General features: G+C 74.9%; 20 protein-coding genes and 5 pseudogenes. 14 read left to right on the forward strand and 11 right to left on the reverse strand.

Features of this window, described 5'->3' with window-relative positions:
• Positions 1-42: 42 nt before the first annotated feature.
• Complete coding sequence (gene hutU, locus SSBG_RS10345; protein ID WP_008746107.1) at positions 43-1,722, reverse strand: urocanate hydratase; 1,680 nt, start codon at positions 1,720-1,722, stop codon at positions 43-45.
• A 110-nt stretch (positions 1,723-1,832) separates the two neighbouring features.
• Here hutU and SSBG_RS10350 point away from each other — a divergent pair, with 110 nt between their 5' ends.
• The 3 genes from SSBG_RS10350 to SSBG_RS10360 all read left to right on the forward strand — a co-directional run bounded on the left by SSBG_RS10350 (position 1,833) and on the right by SSBG_RS10360 (position 4,701).
• Positions 1,833-2,729 carry an AfsA-related hotdog domain-containing protein gene (locus SSBG_RS10350; protein WP_008746108.1) on the forward strand — a complete coding sequence of 299 codons (897 nt, stop codon included), beginning with the start codon at positions 1,833-1,835 and terminating at the stop codon, positions 2,727-2,729.
• Positions 2,726-3,424: an HAD family hydrolase gene (locus tag SSBG_RS10355; protein WP_008746109.1), complete on the forward strand. Its 699-nt coding sequence runs from the start codon at positions 2,726-2,728 to the stop codon at positions 3,422-3,424. The genes SSBG_RS10350 and SSBG_RS10355 overlap by 4 nt, the downstream gene beginning before the upstream one ends.
• A 74-nt stretch (positions 3,425-3,498) precedes the next feature.
• Entirely contained in the window at positions 3,499-4,701 is a 1,203-nt protein-coding gene (locus tag SSBG_RS10360) for a cytochrome P450 (protein ID WP_008746110.1), read from the forward strand.
• Positions 4,702-4,744: 43 nt separating this feature from the next.
• On the opposite strand, the gene SSBG_RS10365 is transcribed toward SSBG_RS10360, so the two are convergent.
• A complete protein-coding gene (locus SSBG_RS10365) occupies positions 4,745-5,161 on the reverse strand; it encodes an ArsR/SmtB family transcription factor (protein ID WP_008746111.1) in 417 nt (138 codons plus the stop codon).
• Between the two features lie 146 nt (positions 5,162-5,307).
• On the opposite strand from SSBG_RS10365, the gene SSBG_RS10370 reads away from it, so the two are divergent.
• From SSBG_RS10370 to SSBG_RS10380, 4 genes are all read left to right on the forward strand, one after another.
• Positions 5,308-6,774, forward strand: a complete 1,467-nt coding sequence (locus tag SSBG_RS10370) for an MFS transporter (protein WP_008746112.1) — start codon at positions 5,308-5,310, stop codon at positions 6,772-6,774.
• Between the two features lie 7 nt (positions 6,775-6,781).
• Positions 6,782-7,276, forward strand: a complete 495-nt coding sequence (locus SSBG_RS35420; RefSeq protein ID WP_267880259.1) for an FAD-dependent monooxygenase — start codon at positions 6,782-6,784, stop codon at positions 7,274-7,276.
• A 77-nt stretch (positions 7,277-7,353) separates the two neighbouring features.
• Positions 7,354-8,361 carry an FAD-dependent monooxygenase gene (locus tag SSBG_RS10375; RefSeq protein ID WP_267880260.1) on the forward strand — a complete coding sequence of 336 codons (1,008 nt, stop codon included), beginning with the start codon at positions 7,354-7,356 and terminating at the stop codon, positions 8,359-8,361.
• 50 nt (positions 8,362-8,411) lie between these two features.
• The gene (locus tag SSBG_RS10380; RefSeq protein WP_008746113.1) at positions 8,412-9,350 is read left to right on the forward strand and encodes a beta-ketoacyl-ACP synthase III; all 939 of its coding nucleotides are present in this window, start codon (positions 8,412-8,414) and stop codon (positions 9,348-9,350) included.
• A 6-nt stretch (positions 9,351-9,356) separates the two neighbouring features.
• Here SSBG_RS10380 and SSBG_RS10385 read toward each other — a convergent pair whose 3' ends face one another.
• Positions 9,357-10,067 (reverse strand): hypothetical protein, encoded by a 711-nt coding sequence (locus SSBG_RS10385; protein ID WP_008746114.1) that lies wholly within the window; start codon positions 10,065-10,067, stop codon positions 9,357-9,359.
• A complete protein-coding gene (locus SSBG_RS10390) occupies positions 10,051-10,551 on the reverse strand; it encodes an RNA polymerase sigma factor (protein WP_078491464.1) in 501 nt (166 codons plus the stop codon). The genes SSBG_RS10385 and SSBG_RS10390 overlap by 17 nt, the downstream gene beginning before the upstream one ends.
• Here SSBG_RS10390 and SSBG_RS36090 point away from each other — a divergent pair.
• Both SSBG_RS36090 and SSBG_RS34475 read left to right on the forward strand, forming a co-directional pair.
• Positions 10,471-11,022 (forward strand): annotated as a pseudogene (locus SSBG_RS36090) (virginiamycin B lyase family protein); the annotation flags it as partial. The gene SSBG_RS10390 and the pseudogene SSBG_RS36090 sit on opposite strands and share 81 nt — an antisense overlap.
• Before the next feature lie 79 nt (positions 11,023-11,101).
• Positions 11,102-11,392 (forward strand): hypothetical protein, encoded by a 291-nt coding sequence (locus SSBG_RS34475; RefSeq protein ID WP_234010462.1) that lies wholly within the window; start codon positions 11,102-11,104, stop codon positions 11,390-11,392.
• Positions 11,393-11,411: 19 nt separating this feature from the next.
• On the opposite strand, the gene SSBG_RS10400 is transcribed toward SSBG_RS34475, so the two are convergent.
• The 6 genes from SSBG_RS10400 to SSBG_RS35425 form a co-directional block, all read right to left on the reverse strand.
• The gene (locus SSBG_RS10400; protein WP_037871311.1) at positions 11,412-12,215 is read right to left on the reverse strand and encodes an SAM-dependent methyltransferase; all 804 of its coding nucleotides are present in this window, start codon (positions 12,213-12,215) and stop codon (positions 11,412-11,414) included.
• Between the two features lie 115 nt (positions 12,216-12,330).
• Positions 12,331-12,855 (reverse strand): hypothetical protein, encoded by a 525-nt coding sequence (locus SSBG_RS10405; RefSeq protein WP_008746118.1) that lies wholly within the window; start codon positions 12,853-12,855, stop codon positions 12,331-12,333.
• A 68-nt stretch (positions 12,856-12,923) separates the two neighbouring features.
• Positions 12,924-13,994: an NAD(P)/FAD-dependent oxidoreductase gene (locus SSBG_RS10410; protein WP_037871312.1), complete on the reverse strand. Its 1,071-nt coding sequence runs from the start codon at positions 13,992-13,994 to the stop codon at positions 12,924-12,926.
• Positions 13,995-14,087: 93 nt separating this feature from the next.
• A complete protein-coding gene (locus SSBG_RS10415; protein ID WP_008746120.1) occupies positions 14,088-14,900 on the reverse strand; it encodes an HAAS signaling domain-containing protein in 813 nt (270 codons plus the stop codon).
• A complete protein-coding gene (locus tag SSBG_RS10420) occupies positions 14,881-15,300 on the reverse strand; it encodes a PadR family transcriptional regulator (RefSeq protein ID WP_086023046.1) in 420 nt (139 codons plus the stop codon). The genes SSBG_RS10415 and SSBG_RS10420 overlap by 20 nt, the downstream gene beginning before the upstream one ends.
• A gap of 134 nt (positions 15,301-15,434) precedes the next feature.
• Positions 15,435-16,205 carry a GbsR/MarR family transcriptional regulator gene (locus SSBG_RS35425; protein WP_008746122.1) on the reverse strand — a complete coding sequence of 257 codons (771 nt, stop codon included), beginning with the start codon at positions 16,203-16,205 and terminating at the stop codon, positions 15,435-15,437.
• Positions 16,206-16,462: 257 nt separating this feature from the next.
• Here SSBG_RS35425 and SSBG_RS10430 point away from each other — a divergent pair.
• The 3 pseudogenes from SSBG_RS10430 to SSBG_RS10440 all read left to right on the forward strand — a co-directional run bounded on the left by SSBG_RS10430 (position 16,463) and on the right by SSBG_RS10440 (position 19,245).
• Positions 16,463-17,138, forward strand: a pseudogene (locus SSBG_RS10430) (DUF4097 family beta strand repeat-containing protein).
• A gap of 131 nt (positions 17,139-17,269) precedes the next feature.
• A pseudogene (locus SSBG_RS10435) lies at positions 17,270-18,309 on the forward strand (ATP-binding cassette domain-containing protein); the annotation flags it as partial.
• Positions 18,310-18,491: 182 nt separating this feature from the next.
• A pseudogene (locus tag SSBG_RS10440) lies at positions 18,492-19,245 on the forward strand (ABC transporter permease).
• Positions 19,246-19,365: 120 nt separating this feature from the next.
• On the opposite strand, the gene SSBG_RS10445 reads toward SSBG_RS10440, so the two are convergent.
• Positions 19,366-20,004, reverse strand: coding sequence for a PepSY domain-containing protein (locus tag SSBG_RS10445; RefSeq protein WP_037869426.1), 639 nt, complete (start codon positions 20,002-20,004; stop codon positions 19,366-19,368).
• A gap of 241 nt (positions 20,005-20,245) precedes the next feature.
• On the opposite strand from SSBG_RS10445, the gene SSBG_RS10450 reads away from it, so the two are divergent.
• Positions 20,246-20,884, forward strand: coding sequence for an RNA polymerase sigma factor (locus SSBG_RS10450; protein WP_037869428.1), 639 nt, complete (start codon positions 20,246-20,248; stop codon positions 20,882-20,884).
• Positions 20,881-21,249: pseudogene (locus SSBG_RS10455) on the forward strand (hypothetical protein); the annotation flags it as partial. The gene SSBG_RS10450 and the pseudogene SSBG_RS10455, both read left to right, overlap by 4 nt.

A 21,249-nucleotide genomic window follows, 5' to 3' on the forward strand; every position in this document is an offset into this window, starting at 1 on the left:
CGGGGGGCGCCCCGGCCGTGGCGCCGCGCGGGGTGGGCGCGCTCACGCGGCGCCGCCCTCGCGCGCGTCGCCCTCGCGCATCGGGATGCGGACGCCCTTCGCCTCGGCGACGGCCTCGGCCTCCTCGTACCCGGCGTCCACGTGCCGGATGACGCCCATGCCGGGGTCGTTGGTGAGGACACGGCGGATCTTCTCGGCGGCGAGCGGGGTGCCGTCGGCGACCGTGACCTGACCGGCGTGGAGCGAGCGGCCCATGCCGACGCCGCCGCCGTGGTGGATCGAGACCCAGGAGGCCCCGGAGGCGACGTTGACCATCGCGTTGAGCAGCGGCCAGTCCGCGATGGCGTCCGAGCCGTCCTTCATGGCCTCGGTCTCGCGGTACGGGGAGGCGACGGAGCCGGTGTCGAGGTGGTCGCGGCCGATGACGATGGGGGCCTGGAGCTCGCCCGAGGCGACCATCTCGTTGAAGCGCGCCCCGGCCTTGTCGCGTTCGCCCTGGCCGAGCCAGCAGATACGGGCCGGGAGGCCCTGGAAGTGGACGCGTTCCTGCGCCATCTTGATCCAGCGGTGCAGCGACTCGTTCTCGGGGAAGAGGTCGAGGAGCGCCTGGTCGGTCTTGTGGATGTCGCTCGCCTCGCCGGAGAGCGCGGCCCAGCGGAAGGGGCCCTTGCCCTCGCAGAAGAGCGGGCGGATGTAGGCGGGGACGAAGCCGGGGAAGGCGAAGGCGCGCTCGTACCCTGCGAGCTGGGCCTCGCCCCGGATCGAGTTGCCGTAGTCGAAGACCTCGGCGCCCGCGTCCTGGAAGCCGACCATGGCCTCGACGTGCTTCGCCATCGCCTCGCGCGCGCGGGTCGTGAACTCGGCGGGCTTCCTCTTCGCGTACGCGGCCATGTCGGCGAAGTCCACGCCGAGGGGGAGGTAGGCGAGCGGGTCGTGGGCCGAGGTCTGGTCGGTGACGATGTCGATGGGGGCGCCGTCGGCGAGGAGCTGGGGGACGATCTCGGCGGCGTTGCCGAGCAGGCCGATGGAGAGGGGTTCGCGGCGGTCGCGCGCGGCGGTGGCCAGTTCCAGGGCGTGGGCGACGCTGTCGGCCTTCACGTCGAGGTAGCGGTGCTCGATGCGGCGCTCGATGGCGCGCGGGTCGCAGTCGATACAGAGCGCGACGCCGTCGTTCATCGTCACGGCGAGCGGCTGGGCGCCGCCCATGCCGCCGAGCCCGGCGGTGAGGGTGATGGTCCCGGCGAGGGTACCGCCGAACTTCTTCGCGGCGACGGCGGAGAAGGTCTCGTAGGTGCCCTGGAGGATGCCCTGGGTGCCGATGTAGATCCACGAACCGGCCGTCATCTGGCCGTACATGGTGAGGCCCAGCTCCTCCAGGCGGCGGAACTCCTCCCAGTTCGCCCAGTCGCCGACGAGGTTGGAGTTGGCGATGAGGACGCGGGGGGCCCACTCGTGCGTGCGCATGACGCCGACGGGGCGGCCCGACTGCACGAGCATCGTCTCGTCGTTCTTGAGGGTGCGCAGCGTGCGGATCATCGCGTCGAAGGAGTTCCAGTCGCGGGCCGCCTTGCCGGAGCCGCCGTAGACGACGAGTTCGTCCGGGTGCTCGGCGACCTCCGGGTCCAGGTTGTTCTGGAGCATCCGCAGCGCGGCCTCCTGCTGCCAGCCGAGGGTACTCAGCTCGGTGCCGCGAGGGGCGCGGACGGGGCGGGGACCGGACATGGGCTGCCTCCTGTGACTCGATTGATTCACATACTCCACTCCTGAATAGCCCTAGTCAATGGCGACCGGGGACCGGGCGCGGGAAGCCGGGGACGGACCTCGGGCGCCGGGTGCGCGCGAGGCCCGGAGACGGACGGGAAAACGACTACTACAACGACCACACGGCCACGCCCGCCAAGTACGACCCGCTGCTCCTCATGGAGGTGCTGCGGCAGTGCGGCATCCTCACGGCGCACGCGTACGTGGGCGCGCCGGCCGATTCGAGCTTCGTGTTCGACTCCGCGACGCTGCGGATTCTGTGCGCCGAAGCACTGACCATCAGGGCCCGCCCCGCCCGCGCCACGGTGGACTTCCAGGTGCGGGAGACGAAGGAGCGCGCGGGCAGGCCCGTCGGCGCCACGTACGTGGCGCGCCTCGACATCGAGGGGAGCCCGGCCGCCGAGGCCGTGCTCGAATGCCGCTGGATGCCGCGCCAGATCTGGGGGAAGCTCCGCGAGCGCAGCCGCTCCGCCCTCGACCTGACCCCGCGCGCCCGCTTCACGGGGCAGCGGCTGCCCGGCTACCTGGTGGGCCGGCGCTCCCCGCAGAACGTCGTCCTCACGGGCGCCACCGTCGGCGGGACCACCGGCGAGGGCACCGCGGTCGTCGGGCACGTGGTCGTGGACCAGGGGCACCTCGGCCTCTTCGACCACCCGCTCGACCACATCTCGGGGGCCGTGATGTTCGAGGCGTTCCGGCAGACCGCCCTCTACGCCGCGAGCGAGGTGCACGGGCTGGCCCCGCGCGGCCTCTTCCTGGAGGAGATCGAGACCCGGTTCGTCCGGGTGGCGGAGTTCGAACTGCCCACGGACTGCCGGGCGCGGGTCGGGGCGGGCGACGAGAGCGGCGTGTCCGTGGACCTGGAACTGGTCCAGGAGGACCGGATCGCGGCGACGGCCCGGGGGCGCCTGGGGCGTTCGCTGGTCCCCGCCCTCGCGGAGCGGGAGACGGGGCTGGTGCACGCGTGAGCACCGGCACGACGGGCGAGGCCCGCGGGCGGGCCTCGGACATGGTGGTGTGGTTCGACTTCGGCGGTGTCCTCTCGCCGCCGCTCGGCGAACTCTTCCGCGCCTTCGAGAAGAAGACGGGCATCGGCCCGGAGCAACTACGCCTCGCGATGGAGGACGTGGGGCGGGACCTCGGTGTGCCGCCGCTCGCGCCCATCGAGTCCGGCACGATGCCGGAGGCGGAGTGGACCGCGCTGCTCGCTGCGGCGCTGCGGCGGCGCTGGCCGGGACTCGACCAGTCCCGCGCCCGGTGGGACGCCTTCGGCCGGCAGTGGTTCGGGGGCGTCGAGGTCAACGCCCCGGTCGCGGAGGCGGCACGGCGGCTGGGCGAGGCCGGTTTCCGGGTCGGCGTCCTGTCGAACAACGTCCGCGAGTGGGAGCCGTACTGGCGGGCCGTCATCGAGCCCGCGGGCGAGCTGGACTTCGTCGTGGACTCCTGCCTGCACGGCGTCCGCAAGCCCGAACCGGCGATCTACGCCCTCGCCCAGCGCACGGCGGCGGCGGGCGCCTCGGACTGCGTCCTCGTGGACGACCTGGCGGAGAACTGCCGGGCCGCCGAGGAGGCCGGCTGGACGGCCGTCCACTTCCGGGACACCGCGCAGGCGCTGCGCGAGCTGAGCGCGGTCACCGGCATCCGCCTGTGCAGGCTGCCCTGACCCGGCACGCCGCCCCGCCTCCCACCGCATTCCCAGTGAACCGATTTTCCACGTCACCCCCACAGAAGCGCTCCATGGCCACGTCCGCGCCCCCGCAGCCGAGTATCGACGGCATCCCGAACCTCGACCCGGTCTTGACCTTCGTCCCGCTCGCCGCGCGCCACCGCGGCGGGTTCCCCCTCATCGAGCTGCCGAGCGGGCACACCGCCGTCCACCTGACGCGCTACGCCGACGTGCACCGGGTCCTGACGGACCCGTCGTTCGGGCGCACCGCGACCAATGTCGAGGGCGGGCCCAGCTTCCTGCCGACGATCATGCCGAAGGAACTGCTGCTCAACCTCGACGCGCCCGACCACGCCCGGATGCGGGGCTTCGTCAACGCGGACTACAGCGTCGCCGGGGTCGAGCGGCTGCGGCCCGTGGTCAGGGAACTGGTCGCGGCCAAGGCCGAGCGGCTGCGGCAGGAGGCGCGTCCCGACCTGTACGCGACGGTGCTCGACACGCTGCCCGCCGAGGTGAACGGGCGCTTCCTCGGCATCCCGGACGCCGACATCGCCTACTACCGCCCGCTCGGGCACACGGTGCAGGTCGCCTCGCACGAGGACGTGCCGGGGCTCGTCGCCGATTTCACCGAGCTGTACACGTACCTCACGGAGCTGGTCACCGGCGCGCGGCCGAGGATCGAGGGCGGCGTGATCGACCGCTTCCTCGCCGCGCGCGACTCGGTGGAACCGCCGCTGGAGGACGCCGAACTCGTCGGCATCCTGCTCGGCTCCGTCCTCGGGGCGGACCAGAACATCCTGTCGGTCGCGTCCAAGATCGCCTACGTGCTGCTGTGCCGCCCGGAGCTGTGGCAGCGGCTCGCGGCGGAGCCCGCCCTCGCGCCGCGGCTCGTGGACGAGCTGATACGGCTCATCCCGCTCGGCAACATCTCGGCCTTCCCCCGGATCGCGGGCGGCCGGGTGGAGCTGAGCGAGGGCGTGATCGAGGCGGGGGACGTGGTCTACCCGGACGCCTTCGCGGCCAACCGCGACCCCGGGGTCTTCCCCGAGCCGCTGCGCGTCGACCCGGACCGTACCGGCAAGCGGCACCTCCAGTTCGGCTACGGGATGCACCACTGCATGGGCGCGGCGCTCGCGCGCATGGAGATCGCCGAGGTGCTCACGACGCTCGCGGCGGAGTTCCCCGGGCTGACGCTCGACGCCGACCCGGCGACGCTCTCCTGGGACAGCGGCGTCATCCTGCGCCGCCCGGTGACGCTCCCGGTGCGCTGGTAGCACCCGGGCCCTCGCCCTTTCGGGGGACGCCGCGCCGGGGCCGTCACGCTGCCGGGAGCCCCTCCGCTCCCGGCAGCGCGGCGTCCCCGGCGAGCACGGCGTCCCCGGCGAGCGGGGTCTGACCGCCGAGCGCGGCGTCCTCCGGCAGCGGGGCGTTCTCGGCGACCAGCCGCAGCAGCCCGGGGAAGCGGCTCTCGATGTCCTCGCGGCGCAACCGGGCGCTGCGGCTGTTGCCCCGGTCCACCTGCCGGACGAGTCCGGCCTCGCGCAGGATGCGGAAGTGGTGCGTACGCGTCGACTTGCCCACGGGCAGGCCGAAGGACGTACAGGTGCGCTCGATGTCCCGCGGCTGCCGGACGAGGGTCGCGACGACGTGGTAGCGCAGCGGGTCGGAGAGCGCCTTGAGCACCGTCTGGAAGTCGAACTCCTCGACGCTCGGGTGGCCTTCGGCATCAGGCATGAGTACGCCTCCGGGGGACGAAGTTGAAAACCATACGTTCCGATCCAAGGTACTACTCGCGTGGGACCTTGCGTACATGCCTGGCTGAGGTTCGATAAAGACCGAACCTCGGTCGTACCGTCCCCGCCTCACCTCCGGAGCTCTCCGTGGCCTCACCCACCGCCGACCCGACCCGCCCCGCGCAGGCGCCCCCCGAACCGCTCAAGGAAGCCCCGGCAGGGCCCGGGAAGCTGACCCTGATCGCCGTGCTGCTCGCGGTCTGCGTCGTCCCGACCTCGATCTCGGGGACGGCCGTCGCGCTCCCCGACATCGGCGCCGGGACCGGGGCAGCGCAGGGCTCGGCCTCGCTCCAGTGGGTCGTCAACGCCTTCAACCTCGCCTTCGCCTGCTTCACCCTCGTGTGGGGCAGCCTCGCCGACCTCATCGGCCGCATCCGGGCCTTCGCCATCGGCGCCGCCCTCTTCGCGCTCGCCTCGCTGGCCTGCGCGCTCGCCCCCAACGTGTACGTGCTCGACGGGGCCCGCGCGCTGGCCGGGCTCGGCGGCGCCGCGATCTTCGCCTGCGGCAGCGCGATCCTGTCCTCGGCCTTCGAAGGACCGGCCCGGGCCAAGGCGTTCGCGCTCTTCGGCACCGTCGCGGGCGTCGGCGTGGCCCTCGGCCCGACGGTCTCGGGACCGGCCGTGGACGCGCTCGGCTGGCGCTGGATCTTCGGGCTCCAGGCGATCGTCCTGGCCGTCGTGCTCGCCTGCGTCCCGGTCATCGCGCGCGGCGTGCGGGAGTCCGTCGGCGGCGGCCGCCTGGACGTGCGCGGCGCGGCCGTCTTCGTCCTCGCCATGGCGGCGCTGACCTACGCCATCGTGCAGGGCTCGGCGTGGGGCTGGACCTCGGCCGGGACGCTCGGCCTGCTGCTCGGCTCGCTCGTCCTGTTCGCCGCCTTCGGGGCGCTCGCCAAGCGGACCGCTGCACCGCTCCTGGACCTCTCCGTCATCCGGGGCCGCCGCTTCATCGCCTACACGCTGGTGCCGGTCGCCGCCTCCTTCGGCTTCGTCACCCAGCTCACCTACCTGCCCTCGTACCTCTCGACCGTCGCCGGCTACAGCGCCTCGGCCGCCGGTACGACGATGCTCCTGCTCACGATCCCGGTGCTGGTCCTGCCGATGGTGGGCGCCAAGCTCGTGGAGCGCGGCACCTCGCCGCTCGCCGTCGTCTTCGCCTCGCTGCTGTGCCTCGTCGTCGGGGACCTCGCGCTGCTGGTCCTCGGCCCGGACACCTCGCTCGCGGTCATGGCGCCCGCGATGCTCGTGACCGGCGCGGGCATGGGCCTGTCCGCCGGTCTCGTCGACGGTCAGGCGCTCGCGATGGTCGAGCCGGCGAAGGCCGGGATGGCCGCGGGCTTCATCAACACGCTGCGGCTCGGCAGCGAGGCCATCGCCGTCGCGGTGTTCGGCTCCGTGCTCGCCTCGCTCCTGTCGGACGGCTCCGGCTCGGGCGCCTCCGCCTACGACGACGCCTTCCACGTCCTGCTGTGGGTCATGGCCGGGGTCTGCCTGCTGCTGGGCCTGCTCGTCGTCTCGCTCGCGCGCGGCGGCGACCGGGCCGAAGGGGCCAGGTGAGCACTCCGTGACCTCCGCCCCGTCCCCCTCGCTCTCCTACGAGGTCGCCGTCGTCGGCGGCGGCCCCGTGGGGATGCTCCTCGCCGCCGAACTGGCCCACCACGGCATCGCCGTCGCCGTGATCGAGCGGAACACCCGGACGCTCGACGTACCGAAGGCCGGGACGCTCCACGCCCGCACCGCGCAGTCGCTGCGGCGGCGCGGCTACCTCGAAGGCCCCGAGCCGACCACCGCGCTCCTGGAATCCGAGCAGGCCGACGCCTTCCACTTCGCGGGACTGCCCGGGCTCACCATCACGGGCCCCGCCGTGGAGGGCGAACCGATCGTGGGCCGGGCCCAGGGCGACCTGGAACGGCTCTTCGAGCGCGTCGCGGTGGAACGCGGGGCGACCGTCCTGCGCGGCCACCGGGTCACGGCGCTGCGGGGGGACGGGGTGAACGGCGCGGACGGCTCCGGGGCGCACGGGGGCCGGGCGGACGGGCCCGGTTCGGCGGGTAGCTAGCGTCGTGCGCGGACGGCGCCCCGCCCCGTACGCTGCGCGCCTCCTGGGTCATCGGCGCGGACGGCGCCCGCAGCCTCGTGCGCGAGGCGTCCGAGGTGACGAGCGAGGAACACCCGCCCCGTACGGCGGCCGTGCTCGGCCTCGTCGAGCTGGACGACCCCTTCGGCGCGCCGGCGGGCTGGACCCCGACCCCGCGCGGCTGGACGGTCATCGGCCCCAACCCGTACGGGCCCAGCCGCGTCGCCGCCTTCGACTTCTCCGGGCCGCACGCCGACCGGCGCACCCCGCTCACGCTCGAAGAGCTGCGCGCCACGGTCTCGCGCATCGCGGGCCGCGACATCCCCATGCGCGACGCGCGCTTCCTGGACCGGTTCAGCGACTACGCCCGGCTCACCCACACCTACCGCTCGGGGCGGGTCCTCCTCGCGGGCGACGCCGCCCACGTCCACTTCCCGGTCGGCGGCCAGGGCCTCAACCTCGGCATCCAGGACGCCGTCAACCTGGCCTGGAAGCTGGCCCTGCGCCTGCGCGGCTGGCCCAGCCCCTGGCTGCTCGACAGCTACACCGCCGAGCGGCGGCCCCCGGCGGCCCGCACGATCGCCAACACGCAGGCCCAGCTCGCGCTCATGACCCCCGGGGACACGCACGACCCGCTGCGCGAGCTGTTCACCCGGCTCCTGCGCCTCCCGGACGTCAGCCGCCACCTCGGCGACATGATCAGCGACCAGGACGTGCGGCTGCCGCGCTCGCCCACGCAGTCCCCGCTGACCGGGCTCTTCCTTCCCAACCTGCCGCTCACCGTGGAGCGGCGGCCCACGAGCGTGGCCCGGCTGCCGCGCCCCGGGCGCCTCGTCCTGCTCGTCCTCGGCCACGAGGCGGAGGACGCGCTGCGCAAGGCGCTCGCGCCCTGGGACGAGGTCGTGGACGTGGTCCCCGCGACGAGCGAGGCGCCCCTGCCGCTGTGCGCCGCGCTCCTGCGCCCCGACGGCTACCTCGCGTGGGTGGACGACGAGAGCGGGGCGGGCGCGGGCCCGGCGGGGCTGGAGGCCTCGCTCGACACGTACCTGGGACGGCGCGTCCCCTGACCGCGCCCCGCGCCCCGCCCCGTTCCCGTCCCGCCCTCGGAGGCACCGCCATGAACGGCACCCGCATCACCGCTCTCGGGCACTACCAGCCCTCCCGCGTCCTCACCGACCAGGAGCTCGCGGAACGGGTCGACACGAACGACGCGTGGATACGTTCCCGGGTCGGTATCCGCACCCGGCACATCGCGGCCGAGGACGAGACCGTCGACTCGATGGCCGCGGCGGCGGCCGAGAAGGCCCTGGCGCACGCGGGCACCGACCCGGCGGACATCGATCTCGTCCTCGTGGCGACCTGCACCGCCGAGGACCGCGCGCCGAGCATGGCCGCGCGCACGGCGGCCCGTCTCGGCATCCCGCACCCGGCGGCGAAGGACGTCAACGCCGCCTGCTCGGGCTTCAGCCACGCGCTCGCCCTCGCCGACCAGGCGCCGCGCACCGGCTCCGCGGGGCGTGCTCTCGTCATCGGGTCCGAGAAGTTCTCCGCGGTCACGGACTGGACGGACCGGTCGAGCTGCATCCTCGTGGGCGACGCGGCCGCCGCGGCCGTGGTCGAGCCCTCCGCGCGGCCCGGGATCAGCCCCGTGGTCTGGGGCTCCTTCCCCGACAAGGGACCGGCGGTGCGCATCGAGGGCGCGCCCCCGCGCTTCGCGCAGGAGGGCCAGACGGTGTTCCGCTGGGCCACCACCGAACTCCCCGCCCTCGTACGGAAGGTGTGCGACCGGGCGGGCGTGCTGCCGAGCGAGCTGGGGGCCGTCGTCCTGCACCAGGCGAACCTGCGCATCATCGAGCCGATCGCCGCGAAGCTCGGCGCGAGCGGCGCCGTCGTCGCGACCGACGTGACCGAGTCGGGGAACACCTCGGCCGCGAGCGTGCCACTGGCCTTCTCCAAACTGCTCGACCAGGGCCGCGTCCCGGCGGGCGCCCCCGCGCTCCTCTTCGGCTTCGGCGGCGGCCTCTCCTACGCCGGGCAGATCGTGACGGCGCCCTGAACGCCCTCAGCCGCAGCGGAGCACCCGCAGCCGCCGCTCCGTGTCCCCCCGCCCCGTCGTGAGGCGCGGCGGGGCGTCCCGCTGGAGCGGGATCTCCACGAGGACGCGCTGACCCGCCTCGTACGCGGCCCCGGCGGGTGCGGGCACGTCGAAGCGCGCGGTCGGCCCGCCGTTCGGGGGCCGCAGCCAGTCGCTCACGCGGACGGTGACACGTACCCGCCCGTCCGGCAGGGCGCGCACGGCGGTCAACTCGCCCCGCACGACCGCGCGGTACGCCTCGCAGCGCCGCACGGTCCTCGCCGCCGCGCCACCGCCGCTGTCGGCGTCGCCGCCGCCGGTGCGGGCCACGACGGTGAAGAGCGTGACGCACGCGGCGAGCGCGACGAGGCCGGAGCCGATCGCACGGGCGCGGCGCCGGGCGGCCCGGGAGAAGCGGGGCGAGCGGAGGAGGCGAGGCGGGATGGGACGGGAGGCGGCGGCCACGCGGGGGGCGGTGGCCGCACGGGAGCCCGAGTCCGGGCGGGAGCGCGTCTCCGCCCCGGACTCCGCGTCCGCCCCGGACTCCACCCCCGCCCCGGACTCCGCCCCCGAGGCCGCCTCCGCGTCGCCGCACTCCGCCGCGATCAGGGCGAAGGCGTGGCGGAGGCGGGCCTCCTCGTGGGCGGTGGCCCCGGTCTCGGGGGAGCGCCTCTGGTCGTCGTCAGCCGGTCCGGTCACCGGAATCCCCCTCCGTCTCGCTCAACAGGGCCCGCATCCGGGCGGTGGCCGCGTGCAGCCGGCTCTTCACCGTGCCTTCGGGGACGCCGAGTTCGCGCGCGATCGCGGCGACGGGCAGGTCCACGTAGAAGCGGAGCACGAGCAGGTGCCGCTGGTCCGGCGTGAGGCGCGCGAGGGCGTCCGCGACGGTGAGCGCGAGGGTGCGGTCCTCGTCGAGCGGCCGGACGGCCTCGGGCCGCGCCCAGCGCGCCGCGAGCCGCGCGCGCAGGCCGTCCTCGCGCGCCCCGGCCCGGTGCCGGTCCACGGCCACGCGCGCCGCGACGACACCGCTCCACGCGGAGGGGTTCCGTATCCCGGGCCGCCCCGGATCGGCCCGCTGTTCGAGGAGCTTGAGCCGTACCTCCTGCACCCCGTCGTCCAGCTCCCCCCACGGCACACCCCCGAGCACGAGCACGGCGCGCACCCGCGACACGTCCACGTCCACGGCGTCGTCCGGGGCCGCGCCCCCGCCCCGTCCGAGCCCACGCCCTGCGGCCATTCCCCCACCCTCCACTCCCCGGCTGAGGCTGAGACGCGGGAAGGGGGTGAAACGTTCGGGCGATGTACGCTCGCCCCCCTCGCCCCACCCGGAGGACTTCATGCCGCGCCGCCCGCAGTTCACCGCCTACACGTCTCCTCGGGCGGCACCGGCCCGTACTCCCTCACGACCGGACCGGGGCCGGGCGGCGGGGCGCTGTGGTTCACGTACGCCGGGGGCGGCCGGATCGGCCGCTTCGTGCCGGGCGGCGGCGGGCTCACGAGCTACGCCCTCGCGCCGGACAGCCGCCCGACCGTCCTCACCGCGGGCCCGGACGCGGCGCTGTGGTTCACCCTCAACGGCTCGGGCCGCGTCGGCCGGATCCCGGGGGACGGCGAGGTGCGGGAGTACGCGCCGCCCACGGCGGACTCGGGCCCGTACGGGATCGCGACGGGCCCCGACGGCGCGCTGTGGTTCACCGAGAGTCCGCCCGGCCGACCCGGGCAGGAGCCGCGACGTGAAGGCCGCCGGGGCGCTCGCCCGCCTCGCCCCGGACGGCCGGATCACGGAACACCCGCTCCCGGACCGCGAGACGGCCCGCCCGCACGCGGTCACGGTCGCGCCGGACGGCACCGTGTGGTGCACGGCCTGGGGAACGGGCCGGGTCTGCGCCCTCGCCCCGGACGGGACAATGCTCGCGTACGAACCGCTCCCGGGCGAGGCGCCGGAGCCGCACGGCATCACGACAGGCCCGGACGGCGCGGTGTGGACGGCGCTGGAGCGCGGCGAGCTGGTACGGGTCGGCTGAACCGGCGCCGCCCGCGCCCTCACTCCTCCTTGCGTGCCACCGCACACCACATCGGCAGGCTGTCGTCGGGGACGTCGCCCTCGCGCGGGTGCCAGCGGTTGAGGGGGACGACACCGGGATCGAGGAGGTCGAGCCCGGCGGTGAACTCGCCCACCCGCTCGCGGGTACGGGGGGTGGCCGCGGCGTGGTCGGCTGCGCGCTCGTTGTAGACGCGCATGGACGCGGCGACCTCGTCGGCGCCGATGTCGCTCGCGGGGTGCGAGAGCACCAGGAAGCTGCCGGGCGCGAGCGGTTCGAGGAGCCGCCGCACGACGTCCCAGGGGTCCTCGGCATCGCGCAGGTACTGGAGCACCGCGATGAGCATGAGCCCCACCGGCTCGGCGAAGTCGAGCGTGCGAGCGGCCTCTTCGAGGATCTTCTCCGGCTCGCGCAGGTCGGCCTGCACGTAGTCGGTGGCGCCCTCGGGGGAGCTGACGAGGAGCGCGCGGGCGTGCGCGAGGACGACGGGGTCGTTGTCCACGTAGACGATCCGCGAGGAGGGCGCGACGCGCTGGGCGACCTCGTGCGTGTTGTCGGCGGCGGGGATGCCCGTGCCGATGTCGAGGAACTGCCGGACGCCCCGCGCGGCCAGATACTCGACGGCGCGGCCGAGGAAGGCGCGGTTGGCGCGGACCGAGGGCACGATGCCGGGGTTCGCGCGGGCGGCCAGTTCGGCGGCCTCCTGGTCCACCGGGTAGTGGTCCTTGCCGCCGAGCCAGACGTTGTAGACGCGGGCCGGGTGGGCCGCGGCGGGGGTCGAGGAGAAGGGCTGGCGTTCGCTCATGGCGGTCACCTCGTACGGGACGGGGGCGACACCGGGCCCGTGCGCGCGGGGCCCGGCGGGGTCAGTGATCACCGTAACCGGGAGGACCGGCGAAGGAGCCCGCCCGGCGCGGCGCTCACCGCGCGCGCGGTGACCGGATCGCCAGGGTGCTCACCGTGCCGTCGCCCCACACGGTCGTGCGCAGGAGGAGGTGGCCGTCCTCGGCGAGGGCGGTGAACTCCGGCACGTACCGTTCGGTGAAGAGCCCGGCCACGGTGCTCCTGAACTGCTCCACCTCGCTGCGCACGAAGTCCCATTCCTCGCCGAGCCGGACACGTGCCCATCCCCGGTGCGTCTCCTCGAAGCGCTCGCGGCGGGTGCCCGCGTAGTCCACGCCGATGACGAACCCGTCCTCCGCGTCCAGGAGCCGGAACTCCTTGGCCATCCGGAACCAACCGGCGTTGAGCCTGTCGGCGAGGTCCGGGGCGCCGGCCGTGGCGACCTCCTGGGCGCGCGCGTCGTGCCGCCCCTGCGCGGACACGGCGGACGCGGCCCCGCCCTCGGGCAGCGGCGGCATGGCCGGCTCGCCGCGTACGCGGGCGAGGAAGCGCAGCCCGGCGGGGGCGAGGAGCGCGGCCAGGTCCGTGTCGTTGAGGGGCACGAACCCGACCTTACGGGACCTTCCCGCCCCGGGCGCGGGAACGCCCGCACCGGGCGGCCGGGCCGCGCTCAGCCGCTGAACCCCTTCCGCGAGCCGAAGGCCGCCGCCCGCACGATGAGTTCCTTGGCCCGCGCGCCCGTCCGTCCCCCGAGGCGCGCGGTCCGCAGGGAGTCGTCGAGGTGCGTGAACTGCATGACGGCGTCCGCGCGGCCGAGGCTCACGCAACGGCCCACGTAACGCAGCGGGTACGGCTTCGGCTCACGGCCCGCGACGAGCCGCGCGAGGACGTCCACGGCGTGCGCGGCCTGCGGCCCGGCGGTCTGGCAGCCGAAGCGCGCGCCCGGCACGGCGGCGCAGTCGCCCACGGCGAAGATCCGCCCGTCGCTGACGCCGCGCAGGTACGGGTCCACGACGGCCCGGCCCGCCGCGTCCACGTCGAGCCCGCTGTCGAGCCCGCTGTCTGCGGCGAGCGGCGGCACCCCCGAGACGACCGCCCACAGCACGAGGTCCGCGGGCAGCGCGCCGCCCGCGCGCAACCGGACCTCCGCCGCTCCGGCCCCGGTCACGACGTCCTCGACGAGTTCGACGCGCAGGCGGCCGAGCGCGGCGAGCGCGCGGGCCCTGGCCTTCCCCGAGAGCATGTCGGCGATCCGCTCCCCCACGAGCCGTACCCGCAGGTCGGGGCGCTGTTCGGCGACCTCGGTCGCGGTCTCGACGCCGGTCGCGCCGCCCCCGGCGACGGTGACGCGCGCCCCGGCGGGCAGCGCGGCCAGCGCGGCGCGGGCCCGCCCGGCGCCCTCCCACGTCCCCACGGGGACGGTCCCGGGCAGGGGCCGCGCGGTGCTTCCGACGGCGAGGAAGAGATGGTCGTACGGGAGTGTGCCGCCCCCGGCGAGCACGAGGCTCCCCTCGCCCACCTTCTCGGCCTCCCCCACCCGGACCTCGATGCCGTCGCGCAGCATCGACCGCAGCGGCCTGGCGGCCTCGGCACTCCCCGCGACGCGCTGGTGCAGCCGCACCCGCTCGACGAACTCCGCACGCGGGTTGAGGACCGTGACCTCGGCCCCCCTCACCTTCTTGAGCAGGCGGTTCGCCGCCAGCGTCCCGGCGTAACCGGCTCCCACCACAAGCACCTTCACCACGGTCCCCTTCCGGACGGTTCGCTCCGTGTCTCACCTTCTTGACGGGGCAGCGCCCTGGGATGTGACACGGGAGCGCGGGGCGGGTGGCGCTCAGACGCGCCGCTTCCTCCACAGCCAGGCGCAGCCGGCGGCGGCGACGAGGAAGAGGAGGACGACGAGCGTCCAGCGTGCCGCCTCGGGCGCGGCGGCGTCGTCGGGGTGGACGAAGTACGTCCACCAGGCGATGTGCGCGAGGGTCGGGACGATGAGCGTGGCCGTCAGGCCGACCCACTTCTGGCCCCGGTCCCAGTGCCGCGAGCGGCAGACCATGACGAGGGCGGTGACGAGGAGCGCGAAGGAGACGAGGGAGAAGAGCCGCATGGTGCCCACGTACGGCAGCACGTCGGCCAGGAGCAGCAGCACGAGCGGCACTTCGGCGGGCGAACGCCGCCGCCCCCGGGGCACGGCCGCGCCGGGGACACCGGGGGACCCGGGAGCCCCGACCCACGCGGCGCCGCTGTTCCAGGTGCCGCCTCGCGGTCCACCGGCCGCGGCACCCCGCTGCCCGCCCGCGTGCGCGTGCGCGCCGAAGCCGTCTCCACCGCCGAAGCCCGCCCGGTCGCGGGAGCCCGCCCCGGCGCCGAGGCCCCGGTCCGGGCCGGGACCCGTGCCTCGCCCGTCCGCGGCCCCGTCCCCCGCCCCGTGCCCCAGCTCCTGCATCGCCGTCGCGGCGATGGCGCGGGGGTCGCCCACCTCGGCGAGGATCTCGCGCACGCTGCCGGGGCGCTGGGCGAGGGCGACCTCTATGTGCTCGCCGAGGTCGGCCATCAGCTCCTGGCGGACGTCCGGGGGCAGCAGCGCGCCCTCGCGCGCGACGGCCGCGAGGTAGTCGCGCACGAGGGTGTCATCGGTCTTCTCGGGCATCCCTTTCGGTGTCCGGGTGCGGGCCGCCCGGGGTGAGGAGGTGGTCGACGGCGTCGCGGAAGCGGGGCCAGATCGCGGCGAAGTCCGCGAGGGCGCGGTGACCGGTGGCGGTGAGTTCGTAGTACCTGCGGGGCGGCCCGGACGTGGACTCGCGCCAGGTCGTGGCGACGAGCGCGTCGCGCCGCAGCCGCGAGAGCAGCGGGTAGACGGTGCCCTGGCTGGTCGCGAGGGTGCCGGTCTCCTGGAGGGCGCCGAGGAGTTCGACGCCGTACTTGGGGCCGTCCCGCAGCAGGGCGAGCACGCAGTACTCCAGGACCCCCTTGCGGAGCTGGCTCTCCGCCTTCCCCGGGGCGGCGTCACCCGCTCCCCCGTGTCCGTCACTTGCTCCGCCAGGTTCCATGCGTGGCAAGGTACCAGCTCCGGCAAGGTACCGGCTCCGGCGGGTTCCCGTCCCGGCCGGGTTCGCGTCCCGGCCGGGTTCGCGTCCCGGCCGGGTTCGCGTCCCGGCCGGGCTCCCTCCCCGGCAGCGGCCGCTCACGCCTCCTCGCGGTGAGGCGTCCCCTCCTCAAGCCCCACGTAGAGCACGTCGCGCGCTTCCTCCGCCGCCCGGCGCAGGGCGTCCGAGAGGAAGTCGAGGAAGCGGGCGGTGTTCTCCAGGCGGATCGCGGCCGGGGTCCCGGCGCCGAGGACACGGACGCCTTCGCGCGCGGCGGCGACGATGAGGTCGTTGGAACGGATGCTGGCGATGATCGACTCGTACCAGACGCCGTTGTCGATCACGTAGCGCTCGCGGCGGCCCTCCGTCTCGCGGCGGACGAGCCCCTGCCCCTCCATGAAGGCGACCGCCTTGGAGACGGAGGCCGGGCTGATGCCGAGCCTGCCGACCAGTTCCGCGGCGGTGAGGCCGCCGGAGTCGGTGAGCGCGAGGGCGGCCTGCACCCGGGCCGCCATCCGGGGCAGGCCGGAGGTGAGGAAGACCTGGGTCAGCGTCTCCTCGTACGCGCGCACCGCCTCCGGGTCCCGCCCGCCCGGGCCGGACTCCCGCGCGTCGCGTCCCTCCGCGCCGTGCCGCGCGGGCCGTTCGCCGGGCGCCGCGGGGGCGGTGCGGCGCCGGGAGCGCCGCTCGGTGGCGCGCTGGGCGCGTTCGGCGCGGTACGCGGCGGGGCCGCCGTTGCGCAGGACCTCGCGCGTGACGGTGGAGGTCGGCCGGCCGATGAGCCGGGCGATCTCGGCGTAGGCGAGATCGTCACCGAGTCCCTGCGCGATGCGCTTGCGCTCCTGCTGCGTGAGCCTGCCTCCGGGCACCCCGACCACCGCTCCTCATCCGTGCGCCGTATCCGCGCGCCACCCGTCCCCGCCGGGGGCAAGAGTAGCTTTCACCGCAGTTCATTGCAACGAGCGAGAGCGCCGCGCGTTGCGTTGAACGCGGCACCGTTGCAACGCATTCCCGTTTCTGGCCTGCAAATACAGCGCGCGTCTACGAAACGGGCGTTGCCGCTTCCGCGAACGCAACGTAGCGTTTCACACATCGCAAACACCAACCGGTGAGAACGGACACTCCCATGACCGAGTCCACGCACACCCCCACGCACACCGCCACCTTCACCCTCACCGTCGAGATCCCCTCGGGCCGCCTCCAGGTGATCGCCACCGACCGCGCCGACGCGAAAGCGGAGGTCCGCCCGGCCGACCCGGGCAGGAGCCGCGACGTGAAGGCCGCCGAAACCTTCGAGGTCACGTACGCGGACGGCGCGGTCCGGACCGCGCCCGCCCCGGCCCGGCACCGCCTCACCGGCCCCTCCGGCGCGGTCGAGATCACGGTCCACGTGCCCGGCGGCTCCCACCTGGAGGCGCGGGCGGCGGACGCCGTGCTGCGCGGGGTCGGGCGGCTCGGGAACGTGACCGTCGAGGGACAGCGGGCCGCCGTCAAGCTCGACGAGGCGGCCGGGGCCCGCCTCACCGTCCAGGACGGCGACCTCACGATCGGCAGGCTCGGCGGCCCCCGCGCTGCGCACCCGCCGGGGCACGATCCGCGTCGCGGAGGCGGTACGGGGCGAGATCACGCTCCGCACCGACAGCGGGGACATCGAGGTCGGCGCGGCCCCGGGCGCCGCCGCCGCGCTCGACGCGGAGACCCCGGCCGGCCGTATCCGCAACTCCCTCGTCAACGCCGCCCGCCCGGCCCTCCACCTGCACGCCACGACCGCGCACGGGGACATCACGGCCCACGCCCTCTGACGGACGGCCAGCACCGGGTGCCCGGCAGCCCGCACCCGGCACCCGGCACCCGGCACCCGGCCCGCACCGCCTCCACCCCGCTCGCCCCGCTCAACCCGCCACGTCGCACACCTCCCAAGGAGCCCACCGCGATGACCACCCACGAGCCCCCTGACCCCCGGCCCGAGCCGCCCACCGCCCCCGCCGTGTCCACCGGCTCCGCCCGCCCCGCCACCCCGGCCGCCCCCGCCATCTCCGCCACGGCGCTGCGCAAGACCTACGGCGACAAACCCGTCCTCGCGGGAATCGACATCGCCGTCCCCGAGGGCACCGTCTTCGCGCTGCTCGGCCCGAACGGCGCGGGCAAGACCACGACAGTGCGGATTCTCTCCACGCTCGTCGCGCCGGACGCCGGTTCCGGCCCGCTCACCGTCGGCGGCACGACCTGGCCCGGGAGCCGCAGGCGGTACGCGCCGCGATCGGCGTGACGGGTCAGTTCTTCGCCGTGGACGGGCTGATCACGGGCGAGGAGAACATGCTCCTGATGGCGGACCTGCACCACCTCGGAAAGCGCGAACGCCGCACCGTGACGGCGGAGTTGCTGGAGCGGTTCGACCTGACGGCGGCGGCGCGCAAGCCCGCGTCCACGTACTCCGGCGGCATGAAGCGCCGCCTGGACCTGGCCATGACGCTCGTCGGCGGCCCGCGCATCCTGTTCCTGGACGAGCCCACGACCGGCCTCGACCCGCGCTCGCGCCACGCGATGTGGCAGCTCGTGCGGGGCCTCGTCCGGAACGGCACGACCGTCTTCCTCACCACGCAGTACCTGGAGGAGGCCGACGGACTGGCGGACCGGATCGCGGTGCTGCACGAGGGCCGGATCGCGGCGGAGGGCTCGGCGGAGGAGCTGAAACGGCTCGTCCCGGGCGGGCACGTACGGCTGCGCTTCACAGACCCGGCGGCGTTCGCCTCGGCCGCCGCGGCGCTCCCCGGTGCCACCGGGGACGAGGCGACGCTGACGTTGCGGATCCCCGGCGACGGCAGCCAACGCGCCCTGCGCACACTCCTCGGCCGGCTCGACGCGAGCGGCGCGGAGGCGGCCGAACTCACCGTGCACACCCCGGACCTGGATGACGTCTTCTTCGCCGTGACCGAAGGCCCCGCCCTCCCCGCGCCGAGCCCCAGCACCGAAGCCACCACCGCACCCGCACCCGCACCCACACCCACACCCACACCCGCACCCGCACCCGCACCCGCACCCGCACCCACGAAGGAGACCTCCCGATGGCCGCCCCCGCCGCCCCCGCGCCTCCCGCCGCTGCCACCACGCGCCCCGCCTCCACCGGCGGCTTCGCCCTCCGCGACGCCCTCACGATGCTCCGCCGCAACCTCCTCCACGCCCGCCGCTATCCCTCCCTCACCCTCAACCTCCTCCTCACCCCGATCATGCTGCTGCTCCTCTTCGTGTGCGTCTTCGGCGACACGATGAGCGCGGGCATCGGCGGCGGTGGCGCGGACCGCTCCGCCTACATCGCGTACCTGACGCCCGGTCTGCTGCTCATGACGATCGGGGCGACGGTCATGGGGACCGCCGTCTCGGTGGCGACTGACATGAGCGAGGGGATCGTCGCGCGATTCCGCACGATGCCGGTGCACCGGGGCGCGGTGATCGTCGGGCACGTCGTCAACGGCGTACTCCAGTCCGTCGCCAGCGTCGTGCTGGTCGGGCTCGTCGGCGACGGCGATCGGGTTCCGCTCGACGGGAGCGAGCCCGGTGGAGTGGCTCGCGGCGCTCGGGCTGCTCGTGCTCTTCGCGACGGCGCTCACCTGGATCGCCGTCGGCATGGGCCTGATCAGCCCGAACGCGGAGGCGGCGAGCAACACCGCGACGCCGCTGATCCTCCTGCCCCTCCTGTCGAGCGCGTTCGTGCCGCTCGACGGGATGCCGGGCTGGATCAGGCCGGTCGCCGAGTACCAGCCCTTCACCCCGGCGATCGAGACGCTGCGCGGACTGCTCCTCGGCACGGAGATCGGTGCCGACGGCCGGCTCGCGGTCGCCTGGTGCCTCGGCCTCACGGTCCTGGGCTACTTCTGGGCGACGGCGAAGTTCCACAAGGACGCGGAGTGAGGGAGGGGACGGGGGCGGTACGGGGGACGGAGCGCCCCGAACGTAAAATCCCGCGCCGATCCGTCCCCGTTACCCGTCCCCGTGGTCGTGGTCGTCGCCGTTCCCCGTACCCGCTCCTGCTCAGTCGTTCCGCTCCGGGCTCACCGTCACGGAGTTCAGCGGCACCGTCCAGTCGCGGTCCCGGGGCCCGGTCTCGACGCTCCAGTGCCCGCCGTTCTCCGGCTTGAGCGTGACGGAGACGACGGTGCCCTTCGCGGCGGCGGCCTTCGCGGCCGCGGTGGCGTCCGTGACCCCGTCCTTGAGCAGGCGCTTGCCGCGCGCGAGGTCGTCGTCCTCGCCCCGTTCCCGGTGCGAGGAGAGGATGGCGCCGCCTGCCGGGTTCACGTTGACGGCCTGGAGCGTGCCGTCCTTCGCGAGGATCTCGAACTCCCAGATCAGCCGGTCCCGCGCGTCGTCGTCGATCTGCGCCGAGACGACCTTGCCGGGGGTGTGCGCGAGGGCCTTGGAGGTCGCCTCCGGCGCGGGCAGCAGCGCGGCGGCCTTCGCCTCGGCCCGGTGCTCCTCCGCGTCGGACCCGGTCCCCTTCCGGGGCGGCAGCGTGGACGTGCCGCCGGAGGAGGGGCTCGCACTCGTGGGAGAGGCCCCCGCATCCGTACTCGTACCCGCGCTCCCGCTCGTGGGCGTACGGGAGGCGGAGCCGCCCCCGCCCGAGGACCCCCCGTCGTCACCGCACCCGGCCAGGGCCCCACCGGCCAGCACGACGACAGCGACAGCACCGGCAACGGACGACGTACGCCTCACAGCACACCTCCGGACGAAGAAGACGAATACCGCATCACCCATCGACACGGACAGAAGCCATCTTCCCCACCCGCCCTGAAGCAGACCTGAAACGACCTGAAACGCTCTTCAGCCGCACCGCCCGCCACCCTCCGCCGCCACCCTCCGGTGTGACGTACGTCACGGGAACCCGGTGTCCCGTGCCGGACAGTTCCCAGGAGTGACCACCGACGTGAGAACCCGCATCCGGGACGGCGATCCCGACGCCTTCGCCGAGTTGTACGAGACGTACGCGCGTTCCGTGTACAACCACGCCTTCCGCCTGACCGCCGACTGGGCCCTGGCCGAGGACGTGATGGCCGAGACCTTCGCCCTCGCCTGGCGGCTGCGCGCGAAGGTCACGCCCGAGGGGGGCTCGCTGCGCCCCTGGCTGCTCGGCATCGCGACGAACGCGGCCCGCAACCACCGCCGCACCAACCGCCGTTACCGTGCCGCCGCCTCGGCCGCCGCGGCGGCGGGACCGGCCGCCCTCACCGTCCCCGACCCCGCCGAGCACATCGCCGGGCAGGTGGACGACAGGCGCCGCATCGCGGCCATGCTCACCGCGCTCGGCACCCTCAAGCGCCCGGAGCGCGAGGTCCTCGTGCTGTGCCTGTGGGAGAACCTGAGCTACGCGGAGGCGGCGGCGGCCCTCGGCATCCCGCTCGGCACCGTCCGCTCCCGGCTCGCGCGCGCCCGCAAACGGCTCGCCGCCCGCACCGACGCCGAACTTTCCTCCCGTACGGGGGAACTCGCGCCGCCCACCCGACAGACAAGAGGCGACCACACACCCCGGTTCGCACGGAGAGGAACCCGATGAACGCCACGCCTGAGCGGCACCCGGCCGAAGGACCGCGCGTCGAGGGCCTGCCGTCCCCCGTCGAGAGGGACCTCCCGCCGGGACGACACGAGTTCCACAAGGAGCGCCTCATGGCCCGCATCCACGCCGACACCGAGCGGAACACCCCTTCCACGCCGCGGACTTCCGCCCCCGGCGGCCCGCGCCCCGCCTGGTGGCGCCGCCCCGTCCTCGTCCTCCCCCTGGCCGCCGCCGCGCTGGCCGGGGCGCTCGTGACCGGCGGCGCCCTCATGGGCGACGACGACAAGGCGCCCGGCCTCGCCACCGGCCCGCTGCTGACCACCCACGTCGGCACGGCCTCGGCACGCGGCACCGGCGGCATCCTG

It is taken from the genome of Streptomyces sp. SPB074, from assembly GCF_000154905.1.
GTDB lineage: Bacteria > Actinomycetota > Actinomycetes > Streptomycetales > Streptomycetaceae > Streptomyces.

Coding starts and splice junctions, on each gene's coding strand:
- SSBG_RS10400 (WP_037871311.1), bottom strand. CDS start 12,215: ATGAGCGAACGCCAGCCCTTCTCCTCGACCCCCGCCGCGGCCCACCCG.
- hutU (WP_008746107.1), bottom strand. CDS start 1,722: ATGTCCGGTCCCCGCCCCGTCCGCGCCCCTCGCGGCACCGAGCTGAGT.
- SSBG_RS10415 (WP_008746120.1), bottom strand. CDS start 14,900: ATGCCCGAGAAGACCGATGACACCCTCGTGCGCGACTACCTCGCGGCC.
- SSBG_RS10420 (WP_086023046.1), bottom strand. CDS start 15,300: ATGGAACCTGGCGGAGCAAGTGACGGACACGGGGGAGCGGGTGACGCC.
- SSBG_RS10380 (WP_008746113.1), top strand. CDS start 8,412: ATGAACGGCACCCGCATCACCGCTCTCGGGCACTACCAGCCCTCCCGC.
- SSBG_RS10365 (WP_008746111.1), bottom strand. CDS start 5,161: ATGCCTGATGCCGAAGGCCACCCGAGCGTCGAGGAGTTCGACTTCCAG.
- SSBG_RS10360 (WP_008746110.1), top strand. CDS start 3,499: ATGGCCACGTCCGCGCCCCCGCAGCCGAGTATCGACGGCATCCCGAAC.